The following is a 14,159-nucleotide window of genomic DNA, read 5'->3' on the forward strand; positions in this document are numbered from 1 at the left end:
GCCGGATGCAGATCCGCTATCCTTGCCCCACACGGACCGCCCGGATGCCGGCATGCTCGAAGTTCAAGACGTCTTCAAAAGTTATCCCACGCCCCAGGGCCTGTTGCCCGTGCTGCAAGGCGTCGACCTGTCGCTCAGGCCCGGCACCAGCCTGGCGCTGATGGGCGAGTCCGGCAGCGGCAAAAGCACGTTGCTGCACCTGATCGCTGGGCTCGACAAGGTCGATCGCGGCCGCATCCGCAGCGGCGGCCACCGGCTCGACGAGATGAACGAGGCACAGCTGGCCCGCTGGCGGCGCACGGAAATCGGCCTGGTGTTTCAGCAGTACAACCTGATCGGCAGCCTGCGGATCGAAGACAACCTGGCGTTCCAGGCGCGGCTGGCCGGGCGGCATGACCCGCGCTGGCAGAATCACTTGGTACAACGCCTGGGCCTGGGCGGGCTGCTGCAGCGCTATCCGGAGCAACTGTCCGGCGGCCAGCAGCAGCGGGTGGCGTTGGGCCGGGCGCTGGCGGCGCAGCCGACCCTGCTGCTGGCCGACGAGCCCACCGGCAGCCTCGACGAAACCACCAGCGACGAGGTGCTGCGCCTGCTGCTGGAACTGCTCGACGACACCCCCACCACCTTGCTGATGGTCACCCACAGCTCACGCGTGGCGGCCCGGCTGGCCGAACGGGCGGTGCTGTCCAACGGTCGCTTGACGTGACGGTGCTGCGGTACACGCTGGCCGCGCTGCTCAGCCATTGGCGGCGCCACCCGGTGCAGTTCTTCAGTGTGTTGACCGGCCTGTGGCTGGCCACCGGGCTGCTGACCGGCGTCGAAGCGCTCAACAGCCAGGCCCGCGACAGCTACGCCCGCGCCAGCCGACTGATCGGCGGCGAACCCCAGGCCAGCCTTGTCTCGCCGAACGGCGCGCCGTTCCCGCAGCAATGGTTCGTCGACCTGCGCCGCCAGGGCTGGCCGGTGTCGCCGGTGCTGCAAGGCAGGCTGATCCTCAAGGGCCACGACAGCCAGCGCCTGCAATTGATGGGCATCGAGCCGGTGTCGTTGCCGGCGGACAGCGCCGTGGCGGGGCAGGCGATGCCGATCGAGCGCATCGTCGGATTCTTCAGCCCGCCGGGAAGCACCTGGATCGCGCCTGAAACCCTGCACGCGCTGAACCTGCAAGAAGGCGACACGCCCCAGGCCGAGAACGGTCGGGCCTTGCCGCCGCTGCAAGCCCAGTCGGACATGGCCCCCGGCATGCTGCTGGTGGACATCGGCGTCGCGCAAACCGTCCTCGACCAGCCCGAGCAACTGACGCGCCTGTGGTTGCCCGCCGGTTTCCAGGGCGATCTGCCGGCCGGCTTCAAGGGCCTGCTGCAGCTCAAGGGCAGCGGCGAAGAAAACAACTTGGCGCGGCTCACCGACAGCTTTCACCTGAACCTCGACGCGTTGGGGTTCCTGTCGTTCGTCGTCGGCCTGTTCATCGTGCATGCCGCCATCGGCCTGGCGTTGGAGCAGCGCCGTGGGCTGCTGCGCACCCTGCGTGCCTGCGGGGTCAGCGCGCGGCTGCTGATCGCCGGCCTGGTCATCGAACTGGGCGCGTTGGCGCTGGCGGGCGGGGTGTTGGGCGTGGTCAGCGGCTATTGGCTGGCGAGTGTGTTGCTGCCGGATGTGGCGGCCAGCCTGCGCGGATTGTACGGGGCGGAAGTGGCCGGGCAGTTGCGGCTCAGCCCCTGGTGGTGGCTCAGCGGGATCGGCCTGAGCCTGCTCGGCGCGCTGTTGGCCGGGGCCAGCAGCCTGCTGCGGGCGGCGCGCCTGCCGTTGCTGGCGGTGGCCGATCCCCAGGCCTGGCATCAGCAGCATGCGCGCTGGCTGCGGCGTCAGGGCCGGGTGGCGTTCGTGCTGGGGGCGGTGGCGCTCGGCGCATTGCTGTGGGGCGACAGCCTGGCCAGCGGCTTCGCGGTGCTGGCCGGTCTGCTGCTCGGTGCCGCGTTGGCGCTGCCGGTGTTGCTCAGTGCGCTGCTCAACGGTTTGTCCGCGCGCAGCCGTTCGGTGCTGGGCCAATGGTTCGTCGCCGATTGCCGGCAGCAGTTGCCGGCGCTGAGCCTGGCCCTGATGGCCTTGCTGTTGGCCATGGCCGCGAACATCGGCGCCGGCAGCATGACCGCCGGGTTCCGCCAAACGTTCAACGACTGGCTCGAACAGCGCCTGACAGCCGAGCTGTACTTGAGCCCGACCAATCCGGCCCAGTCCCGGGAGCTCTACAGTTGGCTGCGCCAGCGAGAGGAGGTGACGGCAGTGCTGCCCAACTGGCAGGTGGCGGTGACGCTGCAAGGCTGGCCGACGGAGGTGTTCGGCGTGATCGACCATCCGCACTACCGCCAGCATTGGCCGTTGCTGGAGGCCAGGGGCGACGATCCCTGGGCATCGCTGGCGGCGGACGACGCGGTGATGCTCAGCGAGCAGCTGGCCCGCCGCCTCAAGGTGCGCCCGGGGGATCGCCTGACGATCCCGACGTCGGGCGGGCCGTGGTCGCCGAGGGTGGTGGGCATCTATGCCGACTACGGCAACCCCAAGGGCCATGTGCTGGTCAACAGCGCTCACTTGCTGCGCAACTGGCCGCAACTGACGCCGAACCGCTTCAACCTGCGGATCGATCCGGCGAAGATTCCGGCGTTGCTCGACGCCTTGCAGGCGCGGTTCCGGCTCGACGATTCCCGCATCGTCGATCAGGCGCGGCTGAAAGGTTGGTCGGTGCAGGTCTTTGAGCGCACCTTCGCCGCGACGGCGGCGCTCAACAGCTTGACGCTGGCGGTGGCCGGGGTGGCGCTGTTCATCAGCCTGCTGACCCAGAGCCAGAGCCGCCTCGGCCAGCTCGCACCGCTGTGGGCGCTGGGCGTGACGCGGCGCGGGCTGATGCTGCTCAACCTCGGCCAGACCTGGCTGCTGGCGGTGTTGACGCTGCTGGTGGCGTTGCCGCTGGGCATCGGGCTGGCGTGGTGCCTGGACGCGGTGATCAACGTGCAGGCGTTCGGCTGGCGCCTGCCGCTGCGGGTGTTTCCGCTGCAGTTGCTGCAACTGACGGGGCTGGCGCTACTGGCGACGCTCTTGGCATCGGCGTGGCCGTTGTACGCGTTGTACCGCACGCAGCCGGCGGACCTGCTGAGGACCTTTGCCCATGAGGATTGAGGTGGCGGTTCTGCTGTTCGTGGTGTCGCTGCTCGCCGGCTGCGGCGAGCCCGCGCCGAAGCAAAAGGGCTTCGCTGGCCTTGGCAACCAGGCGCAGGGGTTCACGCCGGTGGTGCCGGGGCGAGTGTTCAGCTTCCCGGTGGATCATGGCCCCCACGAAGGGTTTCGCATCGAATGGTGGTACGTCACCGCCAACCTCAAGGACGGCCAGGGCAACGAATTCGGCGTGCAATGGACCTTGTTCCGCAGCGCCCTGAACGCCGCTGCGCCGCAGCCGGGTTGGGCCAACCAGACCATCTGGCTCGGCCATGCGGCGGTGACGTCCGCCAACGTCCACCATGCCGCCGAGCGCTACGCCCGCGGCGGCACCGGGCAGGCCGGGGTGCGCCTGGCGCCGTTCGAAGCGTGGATCGACGAGTGGCGTTTCGCCGAGCAAGCGGGGGAGGCGTTGAACGACCTGCAGCTCAGCGCCCAGGACCAATCCTTCAGCTACCGGTTGCACCTCACCACGGATCGTCCGTTGGTGTTGCAGGGCGATCACGGTTATAGCCGCAAGTCTGAGCAAGGCCAGGCGTCGTACTACTACAGCCAGCCGTTCTTCCGGGCCGAAGGCACGCTGCAGATCGACGGCCAGCGCTACACCGTCAGCGGCCCGGCCTGGCTCGACCGCGAATGGAGCAGCCAGCCCCTGACTGCCGACCAGACCGGCTGGGACTGGTTCTCCCTGCACCTGGACAGCGGCGAGCAGGTGATGCTGTACCGCATGCGCCAGAAGGGCGGCGCGCCGTACCTCACCGGAACGTGGATCGGCGCCGACGGCCAGCCGCAGACGCTGTCCGCCGCGCAGATCGTCCTGACCCCCAAAGACACAGCGAAGGTCGCCGGCCGGGCGATGCCGGTGCGTTGGACGGTGGCCATTCCCGACAAGCGCCTCGACCTCACCCTCGACGCCCTCAACCCCGACGCCTGGATGAACCTGCGCATTCCGTACTGGGAAGGCCCGGTACGCCTGAGCGGCAGCCACGGCGGGCAAGGCTATCTCGAAATGACCGGGTACTGATGCGATGTGAGAGCGGGCAAGTCGACGCCCACAGTGTCCGAGTTAAACACAACCTCTGTGAGCGCCCCGCAACCTGTGGGAGCCCGCCTGCTGGCGATGGCGTCGGCAGGGACAGCGTCTATGCTCAACCCCACGCCCGACGCCGGGCGCTGCCATCCATCACAGGGAACGTACCGCCTATGAAGCTCCACGCACTCACCCAAGCCATGGCCCTCGCTGCCGTCCTGTCCACCGCTGGTCTGACGGTACACGCCGCCGACATTCCGCTGTCCGCCACGGTCGAAGACGATCAGGTCACCACCAAAGTGCTGGCGGTCGATGCGGCCAAGCATCAGGTGGTTCTGGAAGGCGCCGAAGGCCGCGAGGTCCACATCCAGCTCAGCGACAACGCGAAAAACCTCGGCAACCTCAAGGTCGGCGATCAGGTGAACCTCGAAGTCACCCATTCCGTCGCCGCTTATCTGGACACCGACGTGGATAAAGGTCTGCCTGGCGCCACCGAGCGCACCGGCGAACTGCGCAACGCCCCGGGCACCCCCAACCCCGGCGGCGAGGCGTTCCGGCAGGTGCAGGTGGAACTGAAAATCACCAAAATTGATTTGGCGAAAAATCAGGTCACCCTGGAAAACCCGTCCGGCCAGTCGAAAACCCTCAGTGTCGAAAAGCCTGAGATCCGGGCCAAACTTAAAAACCTCAAAGTCGGGCAAAGCGTCGTGGTCACTTACACCGATGTATTAAAAGTGACCACCGAACATGAAAGTTGAGTATTGACTCTACAAGATGACTGTTCTTGTACAAGTAATGGTATGAGAACAGTCATATGAAAATGTTCCAACCGGTGAGTTAGGCAAGTTTGCCGGTAAATATCGACGATTGAACTCCGTTAACTTTTTCGTACATAAAATTCATGTTCAATCAGCACGACATATCCGCCAAATTCCATTAAAATCCTTCCCGTTCGCCCAGTGTCAGGGCTCTTTACCGGTGCAAGGATTGCCAGGCCATTACACTGGGCGAACACCTCGACCGGCATTGACCGTCAGGAATTTTGTATACAAAAAAGGGCGACTGAACAGTCGCCCTTTTTATTGGCCTCAACTTTTGGCTGTCTCCAAACCTTGTCGCAACTCAAACCGACTGAGCGCGCTATGATACATCCTGGTGCGCCGGTGGCCGTTGCCGTAACGGCCCGAAGCCGCCACCGTACCGGCCTGGATATGATCCAGATAGCGGAAGACCGTGCGCGGCGACAGAAACTTCACTCCGTACCCCAAGCCGACCATGCGGTCTTGCAGGGTATATCCGGGCACCCGGTCATCCATCGAGAAGTGCAAAGCGTTGGCTTTGATCAAACGCGCATTCCACAAGGTGCAGAAACTCTTCAAGTGCGTTTCCCGGTAGGGCTTGGGTTCTCTGGAAGGCAAACCGATGCGTTGTTTGGCCCGGCGGAAGTAATGCTTGAAGTAACGCGACGATAAACGCCACGCATCCCTGAGCGCACCGCGGTCGATCTGCTCTACGCAACCGACTGCCGCCATCTCCGGCAACTTGCTGCACTCGCGCATCATCAACGGGAAGATGGCGGGGTCGTAGACAAAAGTGTCGGTGTGCAACAGGAACAGATAGTCGGTCTGCACTTGCGCCAAGGCAAGATCAAGTGCCTTGCCATGGGCGATATGGCCTGGTTCAGACGGCACGGCAGGGCGTTCGATCAAGTTGATCCAGTCGAGTGAACGCAAGTAATCGAGGCTTTCGTCCGCGGAGTCGTTATCGACCACCCACACCGGAATCCGATGTTCAACGACGTGCTGGCGCAGAAGCTCCAGGCACATCCGGGTGATGTCCGGGGTCTTGTAGTTCACCAGTACAAGGCTGAAATCCGAATGCTGTCCGGCGGGCAAATCCAACGCGCTCATCATGACGACCCATTTGAAAGGCAATGGCAGGGCGGGCGACGGCCGATTCGTTCATGGGCGCCGCTTTCTGGAGCGCAAGGTAGCGGGGCAACCTTAGTTCAAACTTAATTTTGCGACGCCGGCGGGCGCCGCAGATGTTACGGCGTTTGGCGGCCGGGCAGGGCGGTGCGCTAAGATGCGCCGCCCCATTTCAACTCAAGGAAGAAAACGGCCCACGCCGTTGCGTCACGGATGAAACCACTGTCCCTCTACCACCCCGTCCTCTACTGGCTGCGGGTGTGGCAAAAACGGCTGTTCCGCCACATCGCCTGGCACTGCTCCAGCTGCCGCTATGCGCAGCGGCGCACCGCTGAACGCCTGCCGTTTCGCTACCTCAAGCACACCTCGAAACTGATCCGCAAACTCGGCGACTCGGACCTGGCCCTGCAACACAACAAAGTCATCAACCTGAGATTGGCGGTCGCGTCCATCGACGGCATCGTCATCGCCCCCGGCGAACACTTCTCCTTCTGCCGCCTGGTCGGCCGCCCGACCCGCCGGCGGGGCTACGTCGAAGGCATGGAACTGTCCTTCGGCGAAGCTCGCCAAGGCGTCGGCGGCGGCATCTGCCAACTCAGCAACCTGATCCACTGGATGGCCATCCATTCACCCCTGGTGGTCACTGAACGTGCCAACCATAGCTTCGACCCCTTCCCGGACGACGGCCGCATCCTGCCCTTCGGCTCCGGCGCCGCCATCTTCTACAACTACATCGACCTGGTGCTGCACAACCCCACGGACCGGCACTTTCAGCTGAAGCTGAACGTGGGGGAACAGCAATTGGAAGGGGAGTTGCTGTGCGACCGGGAGCGGGCATACCGGTATCACGTGTTCGAGCGTGGGCACCGGTTTGTGCGCGAGGGGGGCGGGTGTTTCGTGAGAACGAGATCTGGCGGGAAGTGCGGGAGAAAGGGCAGGTGGGGGTGTTGGTGGAGAGGGAAAGGCTTTATCGGAATCGGGTGGTGGTGAAGTATTCGGTGGAGGGGGAGGTGTTTGAGGTGAGTTAGCTGCATTTGTTGTTTTGTTTGATGGAATTTGACCGATGTACAGGGAGTATCAATGAACCGTAGTTTCAAAGCTTTCAGTGTGGCTGGCTCCGCGCTTTTCACATTGTTCGTCTCTTCCAGCCTGTGGGCGCAGGAACCGCGTGAACTTTATGACGCAATGAAAAAGGGTGAATGCCTGCCTCACTCGGAGCGTTTGCATGAACAAGCCGTCACGGGCGATCTGAATGCGCAACTGGAGTTCGGCAAAGCCATTCAGGAAGATCTTTGCGAAGTCGTCGAACGGTGGTCGCCGGGAATGCCCGAACAGTGGTTCCGTAAACCCGCCGAACAAGGCATTGCGGAAGCACAAGTTGAACTGGGCCGCGAATTGAGCTCGGACTGGAGTGTGGAAGGTGAGGACGCAGCAGTTGTCTGGTATCTCAAGGCTGCGGAGCAAGGCAATGCGAAAGCCCAATTCAATCTGGCGCAGATTTACCATCGGGGCGGCCGATCGATAAAGAACCTCAAGGATATGGACAAGGCTCTGGCGTATTACCACCAGGCAGCGGAGAGCGGATACCCCTCGGCATACATGTTGTTGGGGGCGATTTACCAAAGCGGAACGGAGGTTCCTCAGGATGATGTCGTCGCTGCCAAGTGGCTTCGCAAGTACGCCGAGACAGGGAATGACTCTGGACAGTTCGACTTTGCCGAAGTGATGGCCGCGGGACGGGGTATTGAAAAGGATGAAGCCGGTGCCTTTGAGTGGTACGGCAAGTCTGCCGCACAAGGAAACGAGTACGCCCAATACGAAATGGCGCGAATGCTTGAGCAAGGAACCGGAACGAAGCGCAACGAGCGTGAAGCAGCCAAGCTCTATCGCAAGTTGGCCGATGCCAACTTCGGCAAAGCGCAATTGGCATTGGGGAGCATGTACGCGCAAGGGCGGGGTGGGTTGCCTAAGAGCAAGTCCAAGGCCAAGTTCTGGATGCTGAAGGCGTATGAGCGCTCGGCACCGGGGGCTGAAGAGGCGTTGGATAACCTTTGAGGCCAAGCCGACATGCAAGGGTGAGGTAGTTCTCGCCCCTGCATGCGGTACTCAAATCAGACTTCTTGTTGCCAGGCAGACAAGGTAATGACAGTTCCTTCCTCTTTTCGATTGCGGATCTCGACTTTGTAAGTGCCGCCGCCGATGTAGCCTTCAACCAAGGCTTTCCTCTCGTTGCCGCTGATCTGCGCGTCTTTGGCCTGTTGCTTATAGAAGTCCAGGACATCGGCATAGTCGGAATAGGTGCGCAGAATCACCTCAAACTCATGCCGAGGCCGGCCAGCCATCTTATCCCAGTCACCGTCCATCGGCGTGCCTTCCATGCCCGGTGTGGTGAACTCACCGTGTGCGCCGGCGCCGATCAAGTGAGCGCGCTTCGGAAGCATCGGAAGCATTGCCTTGGGAAAATCGGAGGGCAGTTGCGCGGCGCTCCAGGCGCCTTTTTCCGGGTCGGTGGAAACATACTCAACCGTTGCGATCTTCTGCGCAGCGGCGCGCGTCTCGGGATCGTCGCTTTCGGCCCGGATTGCCAGCAGGCGCGGCAACTGCTTGCTCCAGGCGATCAGTGGTTCAGCGTCCGACTTGTTGGCGCCTTTGGGCTGGAAAACCGTCAGCACGGTGTCAGGCAAATCGTTGCAGGTCACCGGTTCCTCACTGGATTTGACGGTGTAATGGCCGTTCACCAGGGCCGAGGGCCGGCGCCGCGGCGTTCGCGGATCAGGTTGCCGTGGGCGTCGTAGTCGTAGTGGCGGTCGCCCTGCATCAGCAGGCGGTTGCCCTTGACGTTGGCCAGGTTGGCGACGGGCAGGTCGTTCTGGCCGAGGAGGTTGCCGGCGGGGTCGTGGGCGAAGCTTTCCGGGGTGGCGCCGCGCACGCTGATGAGGCGGTCGAGCGGGTCGTAGTGGAAGCTGCGGTTGCCCTTGCGGCTGTCGTCGATGCCGGCGAGGTTGCCGTTGGCGTCGTAGGCGTAGCGGCGCTGGAACAGGTTCTTGTCGCGCTGGCTGACGCTATGGGCCTGCAGCCGCCCTTGTTCGTCGTACTGGTATTGGCTGAGCAGCAGGCCTTGCTGGCGCTGCTGTTCGCGGCCGGCGCTGAACTGGTGGCGGGTCAGGCGCGAGCCGTTGAGGTCGATGCCGCTGAGCTGGCCGCCGGGCAGGTGGCGGTAGTCGAGCGTGGTGGGTTTTACTATGGCTGGTAAAAATTTTTAGTGTTGGTGTTTATTTGAAAGGAAAGGTTTCGCCTGTTATTTTTAATCTGGTATCACTTACTTGGATGCTCGTTATATTGCTTATCACAAGCTTTAGGTTTTCAGTTTGCGGGAATAGTGCAAAAAGCAGGTCGAAGTAAAGGTAGTCCTTTATTAAGGATGCGGATAGGGTTGGAGATTTTTTCGTTAGCTCGTAAAACTCGGGATACTGCAAAGTTTGTAGTTCCTGGATGTCAGAGAAGCCTTGTTCAGTATCGTCAAGCCTGCATTGTTGGATGAATGTGTTGGCGTGTTCTATGAAGCTGCTTGGCAGTTTGTTAAGCTCGATAATTAGTTCGTATTGTTTTGTTTTTAGGTCTGTTGGTTCGCCGAAGCCAAGGCTTCGGTATCCAATGTGATGTTGATTAACTGTTTCGTTTTCTGAGGTGAATCTCATGGAGTCGTTCCTGGTGGTAGTAAAGTTATTGTTTCGCTCAGGCATATCTCGCCTGAGCAGAGCACCCAAAGCACACCATCGAGCATCAAGCGATCATTGCTGCGAGGTCTGTCTCTGACTATGCATTTCATGCCGCGATATTGGCTTGTCGTCAAGCTTAGGGGGTATTCATGGCGTCTTCTTTTTTGGGTCTCCGGTTATTAGTAGCAAGCAAATTACCCATACATATATAGAAGGTTGTCGAACAGTTGAAGCTCTTCTAGCGTGTACTCAATTTTGTTGTGGCGGCGAATATCTTCCAACACCCCTTTGATCGGTACTTGTCGCGAAGGATTCTGAACAATTTCGATTAGGCGGTCGAAGTCGAGAGATTTGTCCTTGAGATATTTCTCAATTAATTCTTTGAGCGCTGTACGGGCCTGCAGCTCGGTTAGCACAGCCATTTCTCCGGATAAAAGTGACATTCTGCACGTAGATGAAGTCGGATTGACTGGTTTCGGAGGCTCAGCAAATGCGCACCACGTGCACCTTGTTCACGGGAGGTGACGCGCCCATCAATGCGGAATAAGCTGATGGGCTCCGTCGTCAAAGATAAATTAAAGATTATCGATGTTGGCTGGGCCACCGTCGTCAATGAGTTTGCTCATACGACGATTATAAAGCTCTATGTCTTGTGGGTTGTTGTCGGTTACGACAGTCTTTCTTAGGAATGCCATGACGAGCGAGATTTTCTGTTTTTCACTATCAGCGGCATTTCGCACAAGGTCGAATCCATGCTTCGACAAAAAAGGATGCTTATTTCGCAGGTAATAGTAGCATCCAATGTTCTCAAACAGATCATTAGCGTCATTTTTAGTAAGCTCAACCGAGTTTAAGTAGACGCTAAACGCCCCCTTCAATATCTCTGTCGAGTTATCCAATGTTTTAAAATAACCACATAGCTCCTGCCAATTTATTATATGCAACTGGGTTCCCCAGTCAGGGTCTCGTGTGAAGTATTCGCCATTTCCTCTAAAATAATCGGGAAACTCATTTTTATTTAAGGCTGTTTCAAAATTGGTTGTCATTGGAGTTGTTCCCAATCATCAAATTGGCTTAAAAGTTTCTTCATGTCGGCACCGTGATCGATTTTCTCGGAGCCGATGAGCGCTGCCTCTTTGGTGCCGCTCTTGGTCTCGCCACCAGGAACCCATTCTTTAGGGTAAGCACCGGCTTCGTTCCCGTTAGGTATTTCGTATTTGAATCGTGGGTCATCAGGTTTAATTTTTACTAGATAAATTTTAGCTGACGAAAGGTCGTTCGAACCCAGATTTAGCTCTCGGTTTAGAACCTCCCAGTCTCCACCACTTGCTTTGTATTTTGCAACTACACTGTCCATTTCGGACGGTAGGCCTACAAATTTTCTAGGGGTAACGTCGGATAGGAGGATCGCTCAATCCACTGATCAATACCAACAAATGAGCCACCTTGTTGTCTAAAAGCCTCTTCGTGAAGGTCCACATACTGCTCCGGCAAGTACTCACGCGCACTCCCAGGCCGATTGCCTCGTTCTAAATTAATAATCTCATCATATTTAGATTGCGTCATCGGGATGCGATCAGGCTTGGTCGCATTTGCGGTATTGTTCGGGGGTTTACAATCTGCTCCAGGGCAGTTGTCCAATCCTAGTGGATCCACCCATCCCGTAGGGTTAGGCACGTACTGGGAGTTATTCAACCCACCCGCCAGCTTGATCGGGTCCGGCGTCAGGAACCGTCCAGTCCCCGGATTGTAGTAGCGATGGCGGTTGTAGTGTAGGCCTGTCTCCGCGTCGAAGTACTGGCCCTGGAAGCGCAGGGGGTTGTCGATTTCGGCCACGTCGAGGGCGGCGAGGTTGCCGTAGGCGCGGTACTTGGCCGACCACATGATCTCGCCGCTGTAGTCGGTGAGTTCCTGCTGGGTGCCGAGGTGGTCGAGCTGGTAGTAGAACGGCGTGGCCCGGCGCGGGCCTTCGCCGTCGAGCATCGCGAGCGGGCGGAAGGTGCCCGATTCGTAGATGTAGCTGCGGTAACGAAATGGAGGCAGATTGTTTCTTCAAGTATTCAGAATCAATTCACCTCCATTGCTTATTTTAAATTTACAGTTTGAGTATCTAACATAAAGGACTCAATTTTGCTGATGAATTCAGCTTTGTTTTTTGTTCTAAATTCCCCTAGAGATTCTTCAGAGTTTTTTAGAGGCTTTCCTTTGTTGTCGTACTTGATTGTCAGGAAGTCGATTACAAATTCCCCATTTGGATCACCTTCAGGTTCAACTCGGGAGTCGAAGCAATGTCCAGTTGAACGTCGGACTCCACCTAGTAAGACAGAGCTGCTAAACCATTCGGCAGTGCTAGGGGTAAGCTCAACTTCAAATAGATTATTGATTGTGATTGTCCAGCCGCTTGGGACTCGAAGTGGATGGAGTTCGTATTCTAATTTATTGCTCATGCTATTTTGTTTTCCCCATGTATTTTTGAACCTGTTCAGGAGACGCAGGGAAGCTATGTATAACGGGTTCGCCAGCCTTGGTCAATTCAATTCTGACCCAGTTTGTTAATTCGCCGTTATTGTAGCCAGCCGGGGTTTCTGAGCGATAAAACATATATCTCGAGCCGCCATGGTCAAAAACGTTTCCATCACGTACTGCAGCATATGCAGCTTGCTTTTCAAAACCACTCACATTGTTTGCAATGTCTGGCAAGTAAGATGCTTCAGGCTTTCCGTCCTTAGTTCCTTTGCCGAGGCTCATTGACCGCGCTTGCTCTGCTGATTGAGCATTGGTGTGTTTTGTTGCATGGCGGCCTTCCGGACGTTTCGCGTCGTAGATATCAGACCTTAATTCCTTTCGGGTCTGATAATCACGTGTGTCAATCTTCTTTCCAGGGCAGTTGTTGCTACTCAACCCCAACGGATCCACCCACCCCGTAGGGTTAGGCACGTACTGGTAGTTGTTCAACCCACCCGCCAGCTTGATCGGATCCGGCGTCAGGAACCGTCCAGTCCCCGGATTGTAGTAGCGATGCCGGTTGTAGTGTAGGCCTGTCTCCGCGTCGAAGTACTGGCCCTGGAAGCGCAGCGGGTTGTCGATTTCGGCCACGTCGAGGGCGGCGAGGTTGCCGTAGGCGCGGTATTTGGCCGACCACATGATCTCGCCGCTGTAGTCGGTGAGCTCCTGCGGGGTGCCGAGGTGGTCGAGTTGGTAGTAGAACGGCGTGGCTCGGCGCGGGCCTTCGCCGTCGAGCATCGCGAGCGGGCGGAAGCTGCCCGGTTAGGTACTAAGCCAAAAAATATTTGAGCTCTCCTCTGAGGAAGCGGGCTTTGTAACTCATGTCGTGGGCTATAGCGGGTAATCACATTTCCATGGTGGTGTGAAAAGGGTGGGATTTATGTTCAGGTGCTCTAGGTGTTTATATAATTCGATTTCTGAATCTGCTTTTTCTATATTGACTATCGTAATGTCTCTGTCATCGATTCCGTCGCTAGTTTCAATGGTTTTTTGGGGGATTGTAAAAACTACGATCGCAAAGCGTGAGTCCTTTGTGTTGTGTATAAAGTCGTAGTATTGGTGCGGTGTTGTTATTTCGTACTTGTAGATTGCATATATGGAAGCCCACACTCTAAGTAGTGGGTCTTCAGATTTAAGCTCTTGCGCGATATTGTCATAGCCTTTCCCCTCTAGTCCGAACCAGACGGCGCGTGGGATCGTAAGATCGGCACTCATTTTTGACCCTCAAATTGGTTTGGCCAGTAGATTCGAATGACTTTTCCATCTTTTGGATGTAGTTGAAGGTGTGGCATAGCTGCGTGTGGGTCTGTCGGGCTATGGTTTGCCATGTAAACTTTCCTAGTCTCGATGTCGGAGACTGGTGTGTCGTCCCAATGGTAATATGATTCTTTTCCTTGAGGCGTTTGGAAGTAGTCTTTTGCAGTTACAGAGTTGAAGGCTTCGGCATTTCTATACCCTTGACCTGCATACTTTCCTCTGAACAATTCCTCTGCCTCCGCACGGCTGTTAACGGTTACATCTTTGGCCCCGCTATCAAGTTGCGCAGAAGCTCTCTTGACGCTTGGGCTTGACCATTCAATATCTGGAGGTGTCGACTCTCCCGTGTTGGCTCTTGTACTCTCGGAAGGATTCTTGGAGGGTTTCTTGTCTTCAGAACCTGGACACCCATTCAACCCCAACGGATCCACCCACCCCGTAGGGTTAGGCACGTACTGGTAGTTGTTCAACCCACCCGCCAGCTTGATCGGATCCGGCGTCAGGAACCGT

Annotated in this window: 13 protein-coding genes and 4 pseudogenes; 6 read left to right on the forward strand and 11 right to left on the reverse strand. The window is 58.3% G+C overall.

The window, feature by feature from the left end; all coding sequences use genetic code 11:
- Positions 1 to 52: 52 nt before the first annotated feature.
- The 4 genes from CAG29_RS27095 (at position 53) to CAG29_RS27110 (ending at position 4,998) form a co-directional block, all read left to right on the forward strand.
- Positions 53 to 706, forward strand: coding sequence for an ABC transporter ATP-binding protein (locus CAG29_RS27095; protein ID WP_085586753.1), 654 nt, complete (start codon positions 53 to 55; stop codon positions 704 to 706).
- The gene (locus CAG29_RS27100) at positions 703 to 3,174 is read left to right on the forward strand and encodes an FtsX-like permease family protein (RefSeq protein ID WP_085695413.1); all 2,472 of its coding nucleotides are present in this window, start codon (positions 703 to 705) and stop codon (positions 3,172 to 3,174) included. The genes CAG29_RS27095 and CAG29_RS27100 overlap by 4 nt, the downstream gene beginning before the upstream one ends.
- Complete coding sequence (locus CAG29_RS27105) at positions 3,164 to 4,234, forward strand: lipocalin-like domain-containing protein (RefSeq protein ID WP_085695414.1); 1,071 nt, start codon at positions 3,164 to 3,166, stop codon at positions 4,232 to 4,234. The genes CAG29_RS27100 and CAG29_RS27105 overlap by 11 nt, the downstream gene beginning before the upstream one ends.
- Before the next feature lie 179 nt (positions 4,235 to 4,413).
- Positions 4,414 to 4,998: a hypothetical protein gene (locus CAG29_RS27110; protein ID WP_085695415.1), complete on the forward strand. Its 585-nt coding sequence runs from the start codon at positions 4,414 to 4,416 to the stop codon at positions 4,996 to 4,998.
- 330 nt (positions 4,999 to 5,328) lie between these two features.
- Here CAG29_RS27110 and CAG29_RS27115 read toward each other — a convergent pair whose 3' ends face one another.
- Positions 5,329 to 6,150, reverse strand: a complete 822-nt coding sequence (locus tag CAG29_RS27115) for a glycosyltransferase (RefSeq protein ID WP_085695417.1) — start codon at positions 6,148 to 6,150, stop codon at positions 5,329 to 5,331.
- 231 nt (positions 6,151 to 6,381) lie between these two features.
- Between CAG29_RS27115 and CAG29_RS27120 the strand changes: the two are divergent.
- Both CAG29_RS27120 and CAG29_RS27125 read left to right on the forward strand, forming a co-directional pair.
- Positions 6,382 to 7,196 (forward strand): annotated as a pseudogene (locus tag CAG29_RS27120) (VanW family protein).
- 52 nt (positions 7,197 to 7,248) lie between these two features.
- Positions 7,249 to 8,223 carry a tetratricopeptide repeat protein gene (locus tag CAG29_RS27125; RefSeq protein ID WP_085586758.1) on the forward strand — a complete coding sequence of 325 codons (975 nt, stop codon included), beginning with the start codon at positions 7,249 to 7,251 and terminating at the stop codon, positions 8,221 to 8,223.
- Between the two features lie 56 nt (positions 8,224 to 8,279).
- On the opposite strand, the gene CAG29_RS27130 is transcribed toward CAG29_RS27125, so the two are convergent.
- The 10 genes and pseudogenes from CAG29_RS27130 to CAG29_RS27170 all read right to left on the reverse strand — a co-directional run.
- On the reverse strand, positions 8,280 to 8,867 hold the full coding sequence (locus CAG29_RS27130) for a hypothetical protein (RefSeq protein ID WP_256576809.1): 588 nt from the start codon (positions 8,865 to 8,867) through the stop codon (positions 8,280 to 8,282).
- Between the two features lie 44 nt (positions 8,868 to 8,911).
- Positions 8,912 to 9,394 (reverse strand): annotated as a pseudogene (locus tag CAG29_RS27135) (RHS repeat domain-containing protein); the annotation flags it as partial.
- A gap of 46 nt (positions 9,395 to 9,440) precedes the next feature.
- Positions 9,441 to 9,866 carry a hypothetical protein gene (locus tag CAG29_RS28615; RefSeq protein WP_085586759.1) on the reverse strand — a complete coding sequence of 142 codons (426 nt, stop codon included), beginning with the start codon at positions 9,864 to 9,866 and terminating at the stop codon, positions 9,441 to 9,443.
- A 215-nt stretch (positions 9,867 to 10,081) separates the two neighbouring features.
- Positions 10,082 to 10,303: a hypothetical protein gene (locus tag CAG29_RS27145; protein ID WP_085586765.1), complete on the reverse strand. Its 222-nt coding sequence runs from the start codon at positions 10,301 to 10,303 to the stop codon at positions 10,082 to 10,084.
- 159 nt (positions 10,304 to 10,462) lie between these two features.
- On the reverse strand, positions 10,463 to 10,933 hold the full coding sequence (locus CAG29_RS27150) for a hypothetical protein (RefSeq protein ID WP_085586760.1): 471 nt from the start codon (positions 10,931 to 10,933) through the stop codon (positions 10,463 to 10,465).
- Positions 10,930 to 11,244: a hypothetical protein gene (locus tag CAG29_RS28680; protein WP_218189835.1), complete on the reverse strand. Its 315-nt coding sequence runs from the start codon at positions 11,242 to 11,244 to the stop codon at positions 10,930 to 10,932. Before CAG29_RS28680 ends, CAG29_RS27150 begins: the two co-directional genes overlap by 4 nt.
- Before the next feature lie 248 nt (positions 11,245 to 11,492).
- A pseudogene (locus CAG29_RS28685) lies at positions 11,493 to 11,918 on the reverse strand (RHS repeat-associated core domain-containing protein); the annotation flags it as partial.
- Between the two features lie 53 nt (positions 11,919 to 11,971).
- Positions 11,972 to 12,334, reverse strand: coding sequence for a hypothetical protein (locus CAG29_RS28405; RefSeq protein ID WP_139831439.1), 363 nt, complete (start codon positions 12,332 to 12,334; stop codon positions 11,972 to 11,974).
- A gap of 1 nt (position 12,335) precedes the next feature.
- Positions 12,336 to 13,154: pseudogene (locus CAG29_RS28865) on the reverse strand (RHS repeat-associated core domain-containing protein); the annotation flags it as partial.
- Between the two features lie 449 nt (positions 13,155 to 13,603).
- Positions 13,604 to 14,159 (reverse strand): RHS repeat-associated core domain-containing protein (locus CAG29_RS27170; protein ID WP_305879835.1); only part of this gene is annotated, 556 nt, incomplete at its 5' end.

This window comes from Pseudomonas sp. B7(2017) (assembly GCF_002112745.1).
Taxonomy (GTDB): domain Bacteria; phylum Pseudomonadota; class Gammaproteobacteria; order Pseudomonadales; family Pseudomonadaceae; genus Aquipseudomonas; species Aquipseudomonas ekonensis.